The sequence below is a fragment of the Epilithonimonas sp. 33E genome, assembly GCF_059372615.1.
Genome location: NZ_CM182009.1, coordinates 781507 through 798516, shown reverse-complemented (window position 1 = coordinate 798516; position 17010 = coordinate 781507). Strand labels below are relative to the sequence as shown.

The window sequence follows — 17010 nt, the reverse complement described above, 5'->3', positions numbered from 1 at the left end:
GTATGATTCAAATAGATGATAAATTAATTTCGGAAGATGTTTTTGCAGAAAGCTTTGTCTGTAATCTTACGAAATGTAAAGGTGCTTGTTGTGTAGACGGAGACACCGGTGCTCCTCTGGACAAAGATGAGCTTCCCATTTTAGATGAAATATTCCCTAAAATAAAATCTTACTTAAGACCTGAAGGTGTGAAAGCTATTGAAGAACAAGGAACCTGGGTCATTGATAATTATGATGGCGGTTATGTCACAACCCTGGTCAACGGAAGCGAGTGTGCCTATGTAATTTTCGATGAGAAAGGAACGACAAAATGTGGTATCGAAAAGGCTTATGAAGACGGCGTGATTGACTGGAAGAAACCGATCTCGTGTCACCTTTACCCAATCCGCGTGAATGAATATAAAACTTTCGTAGCCCTAAACTACCACGAATGGAATATATGTAATGACGCCTGCACTTTAGGAAAAGAGCTTCAGGTAAGAATTTATCAGTTTCTGAAAGAGCCACTTATCAGAAAATACGGAGAAGAGTTTTACAAAACACTTTGTGAAGCGGCGGAAGAATGGGAAAAAGAATATAATTCGTAGATAATTATATTCTAATCATGTCAAAAAAAGGATTCAAAATTTTGAATCCTTTTTACTTTATTTTCAAACACCGTTATTTAAATTCGTCATCAGAAACCGGCTGATTGATTTGGATATCGGAATTTTTAACATCTACATGTTGCCCGGCTGCATCTATAGACATTTCTTCTACAAATTTGATTCCATTAACATCCGCATATTTATTAATCGTCATCGTTCCTTTATCGCCTTCTGTTTTGTAAAGCAAATTGGTTTTTGCATCAAAATAATATTTGCTGTCATCAGAAGATAAAACGATGTAATCCTTACCATCAATTTGCTTTTTTTCAACGGTTTTCATTTTGTCAGGATTCATTCCAAGAGCGTCCATCAACTTTGATTCCTTCAGCTTTGCAACCTGGTCAGCGGGGAAATCAATCTTTTGTCCCATTTGATTTGCAAAACCTTTTTCACCGTCAAAAACCTGAACCATTTCTTGTCCCATCATACTTTGGCTGGACTTGAATTTGTTATCTTTTTTAACCGTCTTCCCATCCATTTGCATTCCCATTACGCTAATGGTATTTTTCATGGAAAGAGTTTTTACAGACTCCAGTTTTTGCTTTCCACCAAGAGCCGTAATATAGTTATCAATCACTTGCTTAGCTGTTTGAGCAGATATATTTGCTACTGTCGCAACAGAAAAAGCAAATGTCAAAATCAATTTTTTCATTTTAATTTATAAATTTTATTATACGAAGATAGTTAATTCAATGAACTAATACTTTTCTTAGTTAATCTTTCGTAGGTTTTGTTACAAAAAAAATAAAACAACTTCTCCAATGGAAGTTGTTTTAAATTATTGAAGTTAAAAACTAATCTTTCTTTTTGATATCGTCTTTTACATCTTTGTAGGTATCACTTACTGCATTAGCGCCTTTTTTGGCTGTTTTTTCAGTCCATTTTGCAGCGTTCTTAACACCTTTTTTGGTTGCTTTTGCGCCTTTAGTAGCTGTTTTACCAGTCCATTTTGCAGCATCTTTTACACCTTCACCAGTTGCTTTTGCACCTTTCTCTACTGCATTGCCAACTGCTTTTGCATCTTTTTTAACTTCCTGTTTTACAGTTTGAGCGTTCATTGCTACAGCTACCAATACAACTGCCGCTAATGATAATAATCTCTTTTTCATCGTTTTTTAATTTTAAAATTGATCATACAATATTAGCATAAAATGAGCCAAAAATATTCATTCATATTTTAATTTTTAAAAATAATTTTTCTTTTATCCATTCAAAAGGTAAAAACGATATTTTTGCAAAACTTATGACCAAAATAAACCCTGCCTCTAAAAGGAAAATTCACAGGAAAAGAAAAAAAACGTTTTTCAGGAAACGTTGGATTCTTCTGATAATACTTTGTATTTCTTTATTGGGGACAGGATTTTATCTGAGACAAAAAATCAATTACTATTTCGCTTATTATTTTGGGAAGCATTTTGAGCACAAAAACCTTACAAATCCGGAAAAAGAATCTCTTAGAATCGAAAAAATAACTGGATTATATTCCAATCAGACTTTTGGCTTTGATATTTCCCACTATCAAAGAAAAGAAGATATCCAATGGGATAGCTTGAGCATCGGCAACAGAACAATTCCTTTAAAATTCGTTGTTCTGAGAGCAAGTATGGGAAACCGAAAACTGGATAAAAACTTTGATCATTTTTGGGAAACGGCAAAACAACATCAATTGATTCGTGGCGCTTATCATTTTTATCGCCCGGATGAAGACCCCGTGATGCAGGCTAATTCTTACCTTTCTGTTGCAAAATTAGAATCCGGTGATCTTCCGCCAATTCTCGATATCGAAAAAGATCCAAGGAAAAAATCAAAAGAGCAATTGATTTCCGATCTCAAAGTCTGGATAAAAATAATGGAAGATACCTACGGCGAAAAACCGATTATCTACACTTATTACCATTACTATAAAGATTACCTGAAAGGCGAATTTGATGATTATCCGCTTTGGTTAGCGAATTATAATGATGTTCCTACACCTTCGCCAGATGATGAATGGCAGTTCTGGCAATTTTCAGAAAATGGCATTGTTTACGGCATCAATTCAAAAGTCGATTTGGATATTTACAATGGGAATCTTTGGAGTTTGAAAATGCTGACGATTGATTAGATTAGTTTTATCAAAGACGCAATTGTAATCACTCTTTTAAAATTATAAAAAAGTCGCAAAGTTTTATTGCTAAGCCCTTTGTGACTTGAATTAAGAGTTGGATTTAAAAAAAATTGTGTTTTGGCATTTACTATTTTTTACTTCTTAATAAAATCAATCACATCCTGGCACAATTCTTCCGCCCTTTCCACAGGAACACCGTGAGATGCGCCTTTGTAAATTTTCATTTTGGAATTGGGAATTTCCTTAGCGATATATTCAGTGTGAGATCGGAGAATCAAATCATTTTCTCCTGCGACAATTAACGCTTTCGCACTTATCTTATTGAGTTGTTCTTTCGTGATTTTAGGTTCATCAATCATCAGTTGCTCCAGGCGAATATCTCTTTCCGGCTTGTGTTCTGCTTTCATTCTGGCAACATCATTCTTCATATCTTCCACCATTTTCTCTCCGACACCATTAGGGAAAACGTTGGCACCACTTGTTATGATTTTATTTGTCATTTTTGGATATTTTATGGCAAATTCAATAGCTGTGTTACCACCATCGCTCCAACCCAGAATATTGATTTTTTTCAATTTTAATTCGTCAGCCAAAGCCTTCACATCTTCCGCAAATTTTTTATAAGTCAAAGGCTCTGTTGATGTATCTGTACTTTTTCCCTGCGCTCTTGTGTCCATTGCAATGACCTGAAAATGTTTTGACAACTCAGGAATCTCTTTTGTGAAGGCGTCAATGCTTCCGCCATTACCGTGAAGCAAAAACAACGGCTCTCCTTTTCCATAAATCTCATAATAGATATCAGCATCTTTCAAATGAAGAACTCTTCCTGTTAATGTATTTTTACCAAATCCTGATTTTCTGGCTTCTTCCAAAAATAGCGTATAATCTTGTAGTGAAGCAGAAACATTATCGAAAACATCTTTTTCTGCACTCTCGTTCACAGCACTTTTATCAACTTTCACATCAATATTAATGGCTGGTGCAGCGATAGACATTTTCTGCCAATCCTGATAAAACTCTCTTATATAACCCGTTTTAAACAAAGCTGCGCTGATTCTTATATTACCGTCAAAAGCTTTCAGAAACTGGATTCCGACGTAGAATTTTCCTTTCACCCAAATATTCTGGTTGTTGACATCCAAAGAAAAAACGCCGTCTTTTATTTTATCCGAAGTTAGTTCTAATGTGATTTCTTCATCCAAAAGACTTTTCCCTGGCAAACCATTCTCATCATTGTAAATTGTATAGCGCATCACTACCGGTTCTTTGGAATTAAATTGCGCTACATTCAGATTAATAGTTCTGAGTTTTGCTCTTTTTTTGGTATTGAACTGTATCGCCGTTTCACCCAGAAAATTGGTTTTATCAAATTCCGGATTGACACTATAAGTAACACTTTTGCTTTTGGTATTTACGCCCCAGTTTTTATCCACCAGTTTTTTCGGTGTCAGTTTAACTTCTTTGATGGTCTGAACTTTCTCCTGAAGAAAAATCTGTTGAGGATTTTGTTTGATAAAATTCCCAACATTCATAGAAAAAGGTTCGTAACCCGAAACTTCGATTCTGACATTTTTATTAGTATTGGTTTTTGACAAATCCAGAGAGAATTTTCCCGATTCATCAGAAACTGTTCCCAGATTATCTTTTTCAACCCCAATTTTCACATAAGGAATCGGCTTGTTTTCTTCCTTGGAAAATATAGCTCCGGAAATCACTTGTGCCTGAAATGCTGAAAATAAAAAGAGAAAAAAAGGAAAGTTGAGTTTTTTCATTGAATTAATTTTGAGCAAACTTCTGAAATTTTTCATTCCGATTATCTCAACAAAAGGTTAAATGAAATGTTTGTTTAGTTAAAATTTTCAGAAAACTAAGATTGGTTTAATAATCATAACAATTATATAGAAACAGTGAATTACACATAGCCCAATCTGGTCGGACTTTTTTCTTTTTGAAAAAACAGAACCTTCGACAAACTCAGGATAAACTTTGTGCGGATAAAGCAGCCCAAATTATTCTCTATTGAATTTTCAATTTTGTACTTTCGCACATCATTTATCTTTATTAATTATCATTTGTCATAATGAATTACGTTTCTGCAGAAAATCTTACCAAATCGTACGGCGTCAAAGTCTTGTTTCAAAATATCAGTTTCAATGTGAATGAAGGCGACAAGATTGCCATCGTGGCCAAAAACGGCAGTGGAAAATCCACACTTCTGAAAATCCTGATGGGAAAAGAGATTGCCGATAGCGGAACTGTAGTGATTAATAAAGATATTCAGGTGGTTCTGTTCGACCAGGAAATTGATTTCGATTCCAATCTCTCAATCGAAGAGTTTATGATGACGCTCAATTCGCCTCCGATTTTGGCTTTGAAACAATACCACCATTCTTTGATTTCCAATAATCCGGACGAAATGGAAAAGGCCATTGCTGAAATGGAAATCCAGAAAGCCTGGGATTTGGAAAACGAAATGAAGCAGATTCTGTCACAGCTGAAAATCACCGACCTAACGCTGAAAATGGGAACACTTTCCGGAGGTCAAATCAAAAGAGTTGCACTCGCCAAACTTTTAACCGAAACCCGGGCGGAACACAGACATACGCTTCTAATCATGGATGAACCGACCAACCACCTCGATGTGGAAATGGTGGAATGGCTGGAAAATTATCTGAGCAAAGCGAAAATCACGCTTCTTCTGGTGACGCACGACCGATATTTTTTGGATTCAGTGTGTGATATCATTTGGGAAATGGAAGACAAAAATCTCTACGTTCACAACGGTTCTTATGCGACTTATCTCGAAAATAAAATGATTCGGGAAGATAATCTGAATGCAACGATTGACAAGGCCAACAATCTCTACAGAAAAGAATTGGAATGGATGCGACGCCAACCGAAAGCGAGAACAACGAAATCCAAATCCAGAATCGATGCGTTTTACGAAACCGAAAAAGTTGCTAAAACCGATACAAGAAAAGAAGGTTTGGAACTGGATTTCGAAATGAAACGTCTCGGCAATAAAATTCTGGAACTGAAAGACATCAATAAAAAATTCGGGAATAATGTTTTGCTGAAAGACTTTTCTTATTCTTTCCAACGAGGAGAAAAAGTCGGGATTGTGGGGAAAAACGGTGCCGGAAAATCGACATTGCTGAATATCATCCAAGGTTTTGAGCCTAAAGATTCTGGCGAGATTGAAACCGGAGAAACCATAAAATTTGGATACTTTTCTCAGAAAGGTTTAGCTTATAAGGACGATGAACGCGTGATTGATTTCATCAAAGAAATTTCTGAAAATTTTCCATTAGCCAACGGAAAAACCATTTCGGCTTCGCAGTTTCTGAGGTTATTTTTATTTGATGACCAAACGCAATATTCACCGATATCTAAACTTTCGGGAGGTGAAAAAAGACGTCTGCACCTAATGTATGTGCTGTATCAGAATCCGAACTTTTTGATTTTTGATGAGCCCACGAATGATTTGGACCTGCCAACGCTAACGGTTTTGGAAAATTTTCTTCAGAACTTCCAAGGCAGTCTGATTATCGTTTCGCACGATCGTTATTTTATGGATCGTATTGTGGATCACGTTTTAGCTTTTGAAGGTGACGGAAAAATTAAGGATTTTGTTGGGAATTTTTCGGAATATAGAGAAAGCAAAAAGTCTCAGGAATCAAAAGACAAGAATCAAGAATCTGCTGTTTCTATTGCAAAAGAAGAGAAACCAACAGCCATCAATCAACAATCGTCAACTAAGAAAAAACTTTCATTCAAGGAACAGCGTGAGCTGGAAACGATTGAAAAGGAAATGCCAGAACTGGAAACACAGCGAAGCAAAATCCTGGAACAACTCAACAATGAAAGCGATTATGAGAAAATTTCCAAGTTATCCGCAGATCTAGAATCGCTTTCTGAAAAACTGGAAGAATACGAAATGCGCTGGCTTGAATTACAAGAACTATTGAACTGATAAAAATCAGAATAATTTATAACACTAATAATCAATGCTTTAAAATAATAACGTTAGGTTTATTTAGAATTATTTAAAATAATATTGGGAAGTATTAACACTTTCCATACTTTTGCACTGTTTTTAAATATTCTAAATAAACTATGAAAAGAAATGCTGTTGCTATAGGTTTTATCACACTATCTGTTTTTGGTTACGCTCAAGAGGCAAAAACTGATTCTTTGAATGTAAGAACCATAGAGGATGTCAAACTTCATAAAGCAGGAAATCCGAACCGTGCAAAGGTTTTCACTACAAAGTCCAACCTGGATGTGATGGAAAATCCACAGGCTACTGCAATTGTTACTCACGAAATTATTGAACAACAGCAGGCCCAGCAGCTTTCGGATGTGATCAGGAATGTCAATGGAATGTACATTACCTCTGCAAGAGGCGGTTCTCAGGACAGCTTTGGTGCAAGAGGTTATATATTCGGAGCTGAAAATATTTATAAAAATGGTTCCCGTGTCAATAGCGGAATCTTCCCAGAAGTTTCCGGGATGGAGCGTGTAGAAGTGCTGAAAGGTGGCGCAGCCATTCTTTACGGCAATGTAGCTCCCGGTGGCATCCTAAATATGGTGACTAAAAAACCGCTTTTTAACCAAGGTGGAAGTATTGCCTTGAGCGCAGGAAGTTGGGATAATTACAAAACTACTTTGGATTTTTATGACGCTTTGTCAAAAAGTTCTGCTTTCCGCGTGAATGGCGCTTTTGAAGATAAGGGCAGTTTCCGCGATAATGTGACTTCTCAAAAATACTATTTCAATCCAAGCTTTCTTTTCAATATATCCAATAAAACGCAATTAATTGTTGAGGGTGATTATCTCAAAAATTATTTCACGCCGGATTTTGGTGTAGGTACATTGGTCTTGGATAAAAATACATCAAGATCTGTTATTAATGATTTAATTGACATTCGTAAAAATCCAGGTTCTGATTTTCAATATCAGAATACACAGATGGCTACAAGCACAGTTACTCTAAATCATCAGATCAATAGTAACTGGAACCTGAATGTTGTCGGTTCTTATCAGAATTACACCAAAGATTTTTTCGGAAATGAAAGAATGCAGTGGGAGTTTCAACCCAACAACGGTTCTTACCTTTGGAACAGAAATCTGACAAGAACTTATAATGAACAGAATTATGGCTCTATTCAGGCCAACTTGAATGGTGAATTCAGTACCGGAAAAGTAAAACATAAACTGCTTTTTGGTGCCGATGCGGATTATCTTCAATCAGATAATTATACTTACTATTTTCAAAAACAAGATGGTAGCTGGGAAAACAGTGGTTCTATAGGATATGGTACTAATGGTACTAACGGAACCAAGTTAAATCCACCAACAATCAATCTAGCTGATGAATCTACTTGGGCAAGCGGTTACGAACCTTCAACTGCAAAGAAAAATCTTACAAGAACACCTACAAGACGTGTTGGCGTTTACATTCAGGATTTAATTTCTGTTACAGAAAAATTAAAAGTTCTGGCTGGTATTAGATGGTCATATCTGGAGAACATCAATCCAATCATCACAAATTATGAGTTCTCAGGACCAGGTATAACATCCGTTGCTTATGGGAAAAGCGGAGAAAAAGGAAAGTCAAGCCAAAATGCGCTTTCACCAAGGTTAGGATTAGTTTACCAGTGGAATGATACTTTTATGACGTTTGCAAGTTATACAAACTCATTTACACCAAATACAGGAACTGACGTTAACCTAAAAGCTCTTGATGCATCTATTGTAGATCAATGGGAAATTGGATTCAAGAAGAACTTATTTGCCAATACTATTGCGTTCAACGCTACAGCTTATCAAATTGACAACAGTAACCTGGCACAGACTGCACCGTTTAATGACCAAGGTAATGTCAACACAAATACCAATATAAAAGAACTGACTGGAAAAACCAGAAGCCGTGGTGTGGAATTGGATATTACCGGGAATCCTTTAGCCAATTTATCAATCATTGCCGGTTATTCTTATAATCATATGACATATTTGGATACTCCAAATACCCTTAACAGTTTCATAGAAGGAGAAAGAATTGTAAGAACACCACTTAACACTGCCAATGCATCAGTTTTTTATACATTTGACAGATATGTCAAGGGATTGAAAATTGGAGCTACTGCATTCTATACAGGCAGCAGATATGGTGGATGGAATAACCAGAAAGATGCGAACGGTAATCAGAAGACGGACAGAATGATTCCGTTGACAGATTTTACTCAGGTTGATTTCAGTATCGCTTATCAGTATAAAAAATTCCTTCTTCAAGGAAAATTAGGTAATGCGTTCAATGTATTGAATTATACCGTACACGAGAACTATTCCGTCAACCCGATTATGCCGAGAAACGTTTATGTGACTTTGACCTATAAATTGTAAAAAACATCAAATCAAATTTCTAATAATAGAAGTGGAGTCATACATTTGTCTCCACTTTTCAGATTAATAAAACAAATAAAAATGGATAAAATCAGGAACACAAAAACTTTTATGAGAATCACACACCGTTACCTCGGTTATTTTCTTGCCGGGATGATGGCGGTCTATGCAATCAGCGGCGTGCTTTTAGTTTATCGTGATACGGGTTTTCTTAAAAAAGAGAAAAGCTACGAAAAGAAATTTGAACCCAATCTGGATGAGAAAAAACTGGGTAAGGAAATTAAAATCAAAGGCTTCGAAATAGAAAAAACAGAAGGCGATGTGATGTATTTTAAACAGGGAACTTACAACATCAAAACTGGTGAAGCCAAATATAAGAAGAAAGAATTGCCTTTTGTTCTGGACAAAATGACGAAACTCCACAAGTCCCAATCCAAAGACACATTGTCTCCGCTTAATACTTTTTTCGGAATCTCACTATTCTTTTTTGTGATTTCCAGCTTCTGGATGTTCAATCCGAAAACAAAAGCGTTCAAAAGAGGAATGGTTTTTACAGCAATCGGATTGGTGGTTGCTTTGATTCTGACGTTTTTGTAAGATTTATAATGGACTAATTGCTTTTGTCGCCAAGAATTTTGGCTTCAACATAAATGCTGAAGCCTTTATTCCATTAATTTTCTGATGATTATACAAAAACAATTGATTTGCACTGCTATTATTCTTTTACAATTTTTTTTGTACTATTTCCTATTTTAAGAATGTAGGTACCCGGCGGTATATTTTTTATATCTATTATATTATTTTTAATCTTCCCTTGTAATATAACTTTTCCAGTCAAATCAAAAATGTTATAATCAGTATTTATATTATTGTAAATATGTAAAATGCTTCTGCTGGGGTTCGGTGAAACTTGGAATGTTCTGTCTAAATCATTTTCCAAAGTTTGTAAAACATTACCCGTAGTAAATTTGTAAGTAACATTATTACTGGCTTGATTGGCCGAAGTAAATGGTATTACATTAAGATAATATGTCGTGTTGGGTTCCAATAATGTTAATGGTTGTAAATAATTATTACTGGTAATAGTTCTATAAAAAGTATCAAAAGAACTTGTTTTACCTAAACTTACATAATAAGCTTGGGCATTATCAACGGCTTGCCATTTGAATGTAGTATTCAGAGGAACATTTGTCTGGTTGTTTAGAGGATTGGTTACGTTAGTAGCTGTAGGTTGTGGATGGTATTGATAATAAGCATGTCCTTTTGTTGCAAAACCACTCTTTTCATTAAACATATATACGTACTCAAAATTCTGATTGTTAGTTTCTTTAGTCCAGGTTACTCCGCCATCTGAGGTTCTATATATTCCCCATCCTCCAGAAAGCCAGCCTTTAGAATCATTGATAAAGTATATATCTTCTAACGAACAGCCTCCCAAGGCATCGATATTCATATCACTCCAAGTTTCTCCACCATCTTTTGTTCTGGCAACGCTTCCGTATTCTAGTGCAAATCCCAAACTGTTATTCACAAAAAATAATTTTCTAAATCCTCCGCCGGATAAAGAAGGTTTCACATATTTAACAGCCCAAGTCACACCGCCATCATAGGTCTTCAAGATTTCACCTTTAGAATTAACTACAAGCCCATTGTTTTGGTCGAAAAAATGAGCATCGCTGTAAAATGTATTTTCCTCAAATTGCTTAATTATGTCCCATGTGGTACCCGAGTTAGTAGTTTTTAAAATTTTATATTGATCACCTATATAATTATTGCTAAGCGCAATACCATTATTATCATCAAAAAATTTAGACCTGATGAATCTGTAATTAAGTGTTGGTTGTGAAGAATTATATAAAGGAGTCCAAGAATTTCCTTTATCTACTGAACGAAACGGTAAGGTATTTAAAAACCAATATGAATTCTCGCTTTGAAAATTTAACTGAGAAATCACACTGCCTGAATTTGTTACCGGTATCCCCGTTTTCTTTAATTCATACTGCGTGCCATCACTTTTTATTTTAGAAATGTAATATTCTGTTTGACGTGAAGAAAAATCATAAGCGTTACTCACTCCATACAGATAACCACCTGCTGAAATAAGCCGTGTATTATATTGATCAAAGGTGTTAGAAGAATTACCTAATCTCATTGAATAATCCCACTGGCTTGGATTCTCAGTTTTCATGTGAAGTCCATTAATCCCAGAAATATAAAATACATCATCAAAGACATCTGCTGCACTTGTGGTATCTGGATAATAGGATGAAGCATAATCCCATGTAGATCCAGAATTCCCTGTTTTATAAATTCCGTTTCTGCCAACAGCAACGCCAATAGAACTATTTTTAAAAACCAAGTGATTAAATTTTACAGTAGAGTTATTATAAATTAAATCCCAGCTTGACCCACCATCATCCGTTTTATATAACTTGCCATACTCTCCGGAAATACTGCTGTCGCCTGCCAAGAACCATCCATGTAATGAATCCACAAAAGACATTTCTGTATAGGCCTTAAAGAGAGTATTATTGGTATATAGCAGCTCCCAGGTAGTGCCGGCATCTGTCGTTTTGTATAATTTACCAGTAGCAGAATTACCAATCCATCCTGTCTTATTATCCTTTAGAAAAAAAATATGATCTCCAAGTATCGTTGTAAGTCTTGTCCATTTCAAACCGCCATCTGATGTTTTGAATACATTATTGGACGAATCTGTTGAATAGCCTATATTTTCGGTGAAAAAACATAATTTTTCTTGTCCATATGCTGTAGTTTTGGGGCTTATGTCGTGCCAAGTTATACCACCATCTTTTGTTTTATACAGAAAATTATAATTATCTATAAGATATCCAATATCATCATTGACGAAGTAAAAATCCTTTATTTGATTTTTAAAAATTGTGATTTCCATAAAAGAGATACCACCATCTGTTGTCTTTATTAATCTATTACTATCAGAAGTAGAAAATCCATCATCATTATAGATCGAGTAATAGCCAATATTTTTGGAAGTATGCTGTATCTTTTTAGTAGGTCCATAACCCCAATAGTATGACCACAAATTTGTTTGTGCAAAAAGAAAAGTGGAAATTAAATTAAAAAAAAGAAATAGTATTTTCATAGTTAGTTTTGAATATTTGCAAATATATTAGATTAAATTCAGTATTAATAATAAAATAAAATCTATAATTAAATTAATCTTATAAGAATTAGAATAGATTCGAAACTACCATAATTTAGTCTCTGATTTTACGTAACAAGTGGTAGGTAGCTTTAAAATTTTAAATAAGCTTTATAAAAAGAATATAAAGGTTTTATAATATAAGATAGTTATTTATGATACTAGAAGCTTGTTTTTATAAAAGAGTTTATATATAGTATTTGAACTCGTATTCAAAAATATCGCTCAAATAAGATCTACAACTTTCAATAAAACATTCAGACTCCAAATTATCACAAGCGAACCAACACCTATGAACATTACTTTCAGTGGTAGTCTACCTGCTAATTTTGCTGCAATTGGCGCTGCTAAAACACCACCCAGAATCAAAGCTACAATCAATTGCCAATGGCTGATGCCGATGACGGAAAAGAAAGTCAATGCACTTGCGAAGGTTACGAAAAATTCAGTCAAACTAACAGTTCCGATGATGTAGCGTGGAGTTTTACCTTTCGAGATTAAAGTGGAAGTGACTAATGGTCCCCAACCACCACCGCCGAAAGAATCCAGGAAACCGCCTGCGCCTGCCAGCCAACCTACTCTTCTCGTTTTTTTCCTTTTTTTATTTTTCCTGAACGCATTGAAAAGGATTCTCAACCCGAGAATAAATGTATAAGCTGCTAAAATAGGTTTGATAATTCCGGAATATTTTTCCCCGAAATAAGATAATAACAATGCGCCCAAAACCGCTCCGATGACGCCCGGAATCAAAATATTCCTGAATAATTTTTTATTAATATTCCCGAATTTGTAATGGCTGAATCCCGAAGCACCGCTTGAAAACATCTCTGCTGTATGAATACTGCTGCTGATTGCCGGCAAAGGGATACCAATATACAAAAGTGCCGCTGTACATGTCACACCATAACCCATTCCCAGGGCGCCATCAATTAATTGTGCTAAAAATCCAACTAAAAACAGCCAGAAAAATCTTTCATCCGTATTGTAATTAAGATAATGATAAGCAACTTCCAGATCTTTGAAACCAATGTAAAATGAGAGAATATTGACTATCAAAAGAAGAACAAACGCAAGGAAAAAGAAGGTAGCAATTCTTCGCCATTTTTGTTCATTATTGATTGGGAAGAGTAGTTTTTCTTCTTTCTGTTCAGAATCTGATTCGAAGAAAAAATCACTTTCTGATGGAAAATTTGGAGCATAATAAAGATTTTTATGTTCCCTTAGTTTTGAAATGATTAATCGATCTTTAACCGAATCTTCTGTTGCAACAATGAATAAATCCGCCAATTCCAAATACTCGTCCTTGAAATCATCATTAATAATTCTGACAGACGTATTTTCCAATAAAAGGATTTTAATATCATCTGACAGCCTTTTGGCAACCACACTGATATTCGCATCCGGAATATTCTGCATCAAATCATTAAGCTGTTCCGATGCCAATTTTCCACCGCCGACAATCAGGATTCTGTTAGACGATGCTTTGATGAAAACCGGAAGTGAAATTTTTGATGTCAAGTTCTTTTCTTTTTAAATTTACTGAATCAATCCGGCACCAACAGTTACAAAACTTGTCTCATCGATAAAGATAATGCCACCATTGGAAGCCAAATCTTTGTAAGAATCGTAAGCTAAAGGTCTTGCGGTTTTGAGCTTAAGTTTTACAATTTCGTTGAGCGAAACCTGCTCTACCTCTTGCTTTTCTAAAGTATTGACATTCAGTTTATAGTCAATTTCTTTGATAACAGCTTTGACTTGCGTTGTATTATTTTGAATTAGATATTTTGCTCCTGATTTCAAAGGTTTGTCGCCCATCCAGCAAGCGAGAACTTCTAATTCCTGCCCGAGTTTTGGAAGGTCATCAGATTTTACAATCAAATCACCACGGCTGATATCTACATCGTCTTCCAAATGTAAAATCACACTTTGAGGCGCAAAAGCTTCTTCTACTTTTTGCTGGTTGATTTCAATGGCTGAAATCTTACTCTCGGTTCCAGAAGGTAAAATCGTCACCGAATCTCCAACTTTGTAGATTCCACTGGAGATTTTCCCTGCATATCCACGGTAATCGTGGAGTTCTTCTGTCTGAGGGCGAATCACGTATTGAACAGGAAATCTCGCTTTGTCCAGATTGATAGTATTTGCCAATTCCACAGATTCCAGATAATCGAGTAAGGTTTTTCCTTCATACCAATTTAGGTTTTCGGATTTATCAACGATATTGTCACCGTCTAAAGCTGAAATTGGAATGTAAACGACGTTATTCAGAGACAGCTGTTCTGCCATTTTTGAATAGTCATTTTTGATATTTTTAAAAATGTCTTCGGAGTAATTGACCAAATCCAGTTTGTTAATCGCCACAACAACATTCGGGATGTTGAGCAATGAGGCAATAATCGAATGTCTTTTCGTTTGCTCGATGATTCCGTTTCTGGCGTCAATCAGGATGATAATCAAATCGGAATTGCTGGCTCCTGTAATCATATTTCGGGTGTACTGAACGTGGCCCGGCGCATCTGCGATGATAAACTTCCTTTTAGGTGTGGAGAAATATTTGTACGCCACATCGATGGTAATACCTTGTTCACGTTCAGCTCTCAAACCATCTGTCAGCAAAGCCAAATCCAATTCGCCGTCATTCTTGAATTTGCTAGCGCGTTCAACGGCTTCCAGTTGGTCTATCAGAATGTTTTTGCTATCGTACAATAATCTGCCTATCAGTGTGCTTTTTCCGTCATCTACACTTCCTGCAGTGATGAATCTTAATATGTCCATTGTTTTGATAATCGATAATTGATACTTGATAAATGCTTTTGAGAAACTTTTCCCAATCTCATCATTTATCATTTATAATTCATCATTAATAATTAAAAGTAACCTGCTTTTTTTCTGTCTTCCATTGCAGCTTCAGAAGTTCTGTCGTCTATTCTTGTTTCGCCTCGTTCGCTGGTTTTGGTCGTGATAATTTCGGCAATCACTTGCTCCAGATTGGTCGCTTCCGACAAAACTGCCGCGGTGCAGGTCATATCGCCAACCGTTCTGTAGCGGACTTTTTCTTTAGTTACAACATCGTTCTCATCCAGATTGACGAACTCGTTCATTGCGATGAATTGGTTATCAAGATTGAGAACTTCACGTTCGTGAGAGAAATAAATGGACGGCAATTGGATATTTTCTTTCAGGATGTAACTCCAGACATCTAATTCTGTCCAATTACTAATTGGAAAAGCTCTAACCTGTTCACCTTTGTGGATTTTACCATTGTATGTATTCCAAAGTTCTGGACGCTGAAGTTTTGGGTCCCATTGTCCGAAATCATCACGAACGGAGAAAATACGTTCTTTGGCTCTGGCTTTTTCCTCATCACGTCTTCCGCCACCGATGCAGCAATCGAATTCGAATTCTTCTACCGTATCCAACAATGTAAAAGTTTGCAATGCGTTTCTGCTCGGCAATTTTCCTTTTGGTTCTCTCAATCCTTTTTCTTTGATAGTATCTTCTACTTTTCTGACGATGAGTTTTTCTCCAATCTGCTCAGCTAACTGGTCACGAAATTCCAGAACTTCGGGAAAATTATGACCTGTATCAATGTGAACCAACGGAAATGGAAATTTCCCCGGGCGAAAAGCTTTCAGCGCCAAATGAACGAGTGTAATACTATCTTTTCCGCCACTGAAAAGCAAAGCCGGACGCTCGAACTGGCCAGCAACTTCCCTGAAAATATGGATGGCTTCGGATTCTAACTGCTCCAGATAATCCAAATGATATTTTGACATTTTTATCGTAATTATTTATTGTAGCTTTTGATATAATTTAAAATTTTAACCCAAAGCCCACAAAGATTTTTAAACTAAATTCTTATTAGGTTCACAAAGTCGATAACGCTTATATAAGATAAAATTTCCTTTACGGATATTTTGAAATTTTACTTGTGAACGTGAAGTCCGCATTCCTTTTTACTGGCATCTTCCCACCACCAGCGACCTGCACGAAAATCTTCGCCCGGTTGAATAGCTCTTGTACATGGTGCACAACCAATACTGACAAAACCTTTATCATGCAAAATATTATAAGGAATTTGATTTTGTTTGATATAATCTCTCACCTGTTCCGTTGTCCAGAAAAGAATTGGATGGTACTTGATGATTTGGTTGGACTCGTCCCATTCCAATTGGGATAGATTTTCTCTTGCTGCAGAATGTTCTGCTCTAAGTCCTGTAATCCAAACGTTGTTACCTTTAAGAGCTCTTTTCAATGGATGAACTTTTCTGATATCGCAACAAGTTTTTCTATTCTCTACAGACCTGTAAAAAGAATCCGGTCCTTTTTCCTGAATGAAAGGTTCCAGTTCTTCAGGATTTGGGTAAAAGGCTTTAATATTGACATTGTACTTTGACCTTGTGAGATTCCATGTGTTGTAAGTCTCTTCGAATAATCGACCCGTATCTAGTGTGAAAATCTTAATCCCAGAGTTTTTGACAAAATCTGTTATGACCTGATCTTCGAAGCTGAAACTTGTAGAAAAGCAAACTTCATCGGGAAAAGTTTGTACCAGAATCTCCAGAACTTCTTCTATTGATTTCTGTTCTATATTCTCGTCAAGCAGTTTTTGAAAGGTTTCTTTTAAATCGTTCTCCATCATTCAATGTAATCAGGTACAAATGTAA

13 protein-coding genes are annotated in these 17010 nt (G+C 35.8%); 5 read left to right on the top strand and 8 right to left on the bottom strand.

Features of this window, described 5'->3' with window-relative positions; genetic code table 11:
- The first annotated feature begins 2 nt into the window (after window positions 1-2).
- Window positions 3-587 carry a DUF3109 family protein gene (locus AC5P2S_RS03805; RefSeq protein ID WP_494556283.1) on the top strand — a complete coding sequence of 195 codons (585 nt, stop codon included), beginning with the start codon at window positions 3-5 and terminating at the stop codon, window positions 585-587.
- Window positions 588-660: 73 nt separating this feature from the next.
- On the opposite strand, the gene AC5P2S_RS03800 is transcribed toward AC5P2S_RS03805, so the two are convergent.
- Window positions 661-1299 (bottom strand): hypothetical protein, encoded by a 639-nt coding sequence (locus AC5P2S_RS03800; RefSeq protein WP_494556282.1) that lies wholly within the window; start codon window positions 1297-1299, stop codon window positions 661-663.
- A gap of 142 nt (window positions 1300-1441) precedes the next feature.
- Window positions 1442-1756: a hypothetical protein gene (locus AC5P2S_RS03795; protein ID WP_494556281.1), complete on the bottom strand. Its 315-nt coding sequence runs from the start codon at window positions 1754-1756 to the stop codon at window positions 1442-1444.
- 134 nt (window positions 1757-1890) lie between these two features.
- Here AC5P2S_RS03795 and AC5P2S_RS03790 point away from each other — a divergent pair, with 134 nt between their 5' ends.
- A complete protein-coding gene (locus AC5P2S_RS03790; RefSeq protein WP_494556280.1) occupies window positions 1891-2751 on the top strand; it encodes a GH25 family lysozyme in 861 nt (286 codons plus the stop codon).
- Between the two features lie 137 nt (window positions 2752-2888).
- Here AC5P2S_RS03790 and AC5P2S_RS03785 read toward each other — a convergent pair whose 3' ends face one another.
- The gene (locus AC5P2S_RS03785; RefSeq protein WP_494556279.1) at window positions 2889-4526 is read right to left on the bottom strand and encodes an alpha/beta fold hydrolase; all 1638 of its coding nucleotides are present in this window, start codon (window positions 4524-4526) and stop codon (window positions 2889-2891) included.
- Between the two features lie 308 nt (window positions 4527-4834).
- On the opposite strand from AC5P2S_RS03785, the gene AC5P2S_RS03780 reads away from it, so the two are divergent.
- The 3 genes from AC5P2S_RS03780 to AC5P2S_RS03770 all read left to right on the top strand — a co-directional run bounded on the left by AC5P2S_RS03780 (window position 4835) and on the right by AC5P2S_RS03770 (window position 9756).
- Complete coding sequence (locus AC5P2S_RS03780) at window positions 4835-6727, top strand: ABC-F family ATP-binding cassette domain-containing protein (RefSeq protein ID WP_494556278.1); 1893 nt, start codon at window positions 4835-4837, stop codon at window positions 6725-6727.
- Window positions 6728-6870: 143 nt separating this feature from the next.
- Window positions 6871-9159 carry a TonB-dependent siderophore receptor gene (locus tag AC5P2S_RS03775; protein ID WP_494556277.1) on the top strand — a complete coding sequence of 763 codons (2289 nt, stop codon included), beginning with the start codon at window positions 6871-6873 and terminating at the stop codon, window positions 9157-9159.
- A gap of 81 nt (window positions 9160-9240) precedes the next feature.
- A complete protein-coding gene (locus AC5P2S_RS03770) occupies window positions 9241-9756 on the top strand; it encodes a hypothetical protein (RefSeq protein ID WP_494556276.1) in 516 nt (171 codons plus the stop codon).
- A 118-nt stretch (window positions 9757-9874) separates the two neighbouring features.
- Here AC5P2S_RS03770 and AC5P2S_RS03765 read toward each other — a convergent pair whose 3' ends face one another.
- The 5 genes from AC5P2S_RS03765 to AC5P2S_RS03745 form a co-directional block, all read right to left on the bottom strand.
- Window positions 9875-12283: a YCF48-related protein gene (locus tag AC5P2S_RS03765; RefSeq protein ID WP_494556275.1), complete on the bottom strand. Its 2409-nt coding sequence runs from the start codon at window positions 12281-12283 to the stop codon at window positions 9875-9877.
- A gap of 285 nt (window positions 12284-12568) precedes the next feature.
- Entirely contained in the window at window positions 12569-13861 is a 1293-nt protein-coding gene (locus tag AC5P2S_RS03760) for a TSUP family transporter (RefSeq protein ID WP_494556274.1), read from the bottom strand.
- Window positions 13862-13879: 18 nt separating this feature from the next.
- Window positions 13880-15118, bottom strand: coding sequence for a sulfate adenylyltransferase subunit 1 (locus AC5P2S_RS03755; protein WP_494556273.1), 1239 nt, complete (start codon window positions 15116-15118; stop codon window positions 13880-13882).
- A 92-nt stretch (window positions 15119-15210) separates the two neighbouring features.
- Complete coding sequence (gene cysD / locus AC5P2S_RS03750) at window positions 15211-16119, bottom strand: sulfate adenylyltransferase subunit CysD (protein ID WP_283416424.1); 909 nt, start codon at window positions 16117-16119, stop codon at window positions 15211-15213.
- Between the two features lie 149 nt (window positions 16120-16268).
- Window positions 16269-16982 (bottom strand): phosphoadenylyl-sulfate reductase, encoded by a 714-nt coding sequence (locus tag AC5P2S_RS03745; RefSeq protein WP_494556272.1) that lies wholly within the window; start codon window positions 16980-16982, stop codon window positions 16269-16271.
- Window positions 16983-17010: the final 28 nt, after the last annotated feature.

What these genes read in the sequence shown, in the direction of transcription:
- AC5P2S_RS03805 (WP_494556283.1), top strand. Translation starts at nt 3, where the DNA reads ATGATTCAAATAGATGATAAATTAATTTCGGAAGATGTTTTTGCAGAA.
- AC5P2S_RS03800 (WP_494556282.1), bottom strand. Translation starts at nt 1,299, where the DNA reads ATGAAAAAATTGATTTTGACATTTGCTTTTTCTGTTGCGACAGTAGCA.
- AC5P2S_RS03795 (WP_494556281.1), bottom strand. Translation starts at nt 1,756, where the DNA reads ATGAAAAAGAGATTATTATCATTAGCGGCAGTTGTATTGGTAGCTGTA.
- AC5P2S_RS03790 (WP_494556280.1), top strand. Translation starts at nt 1,891, where the DNA reads ATGACCAAAATAAACCCTGCCTCTAAAAGGAAAATTCACAGGAAAAGA.
- AC5P2S_RS03785 (WP_494556279.1), bottom strand. Translation starts at nt 4,526, where the DNA reads ATGAAAAAACTCAACTTTCCTTTTTTTCTCTTTTTATTTTCAGCATTT.
- AC5P2S_RS03780 (WP_494556278.1), top strand. Translation starts at nt 4,835, where the DNA reads ATGAATTACGTTTCTGCAGAAAATCTTACCAAATCGTACGGCGTCAAA.
- AC5P2S_RS03775 (WP_494556277.1), top strand. Translation starts at nt 6,871, where the DNA reads ATGAAAAGAAATGCTGTTGCTATAGGTTTTATCACACTATCTGTTTTT.
- AC5P2S_RS03770 (WP_494556276.1), top strand. Translation starts at nt 9,241, where the DNA reads ATGGATAAAATCAGGAACACAAAAACTTTTATGAGAATCACACACCGT.
- AC5P2S_RS03765 (WP_494556275.1), bottom strand. Translation starts at nt 12,283, where the DNA reads ATGAAAATACTATTTCTTTTTTTTAATTTAATTTCCACTTTTCTTTTT.
- AC5P2S_RS03755 (WP_494556273.1), bottom strand. Translation starts at nt 15,118, where the DNA reads ATGGACATATTAAGATTCATCACTGCAGGAAGTGTAGATGACGGAAAA.
- cysD (WP_283416424.1), bottom strand. Translation starts at nt 16,119, where the DNA reads ATGTCAAAATATCATTTGGATTATCTGGAGCAGTTAGAATCCGAAGCC.
- AC5P2S_RS03745 (WP_494556272.1), bottom strand. Translation starts at nt 16,982, where the DNA reads ATGGAGAACGATTTAAAAGAAACCTTTCAAAAACTGCTTGACGAGAAT.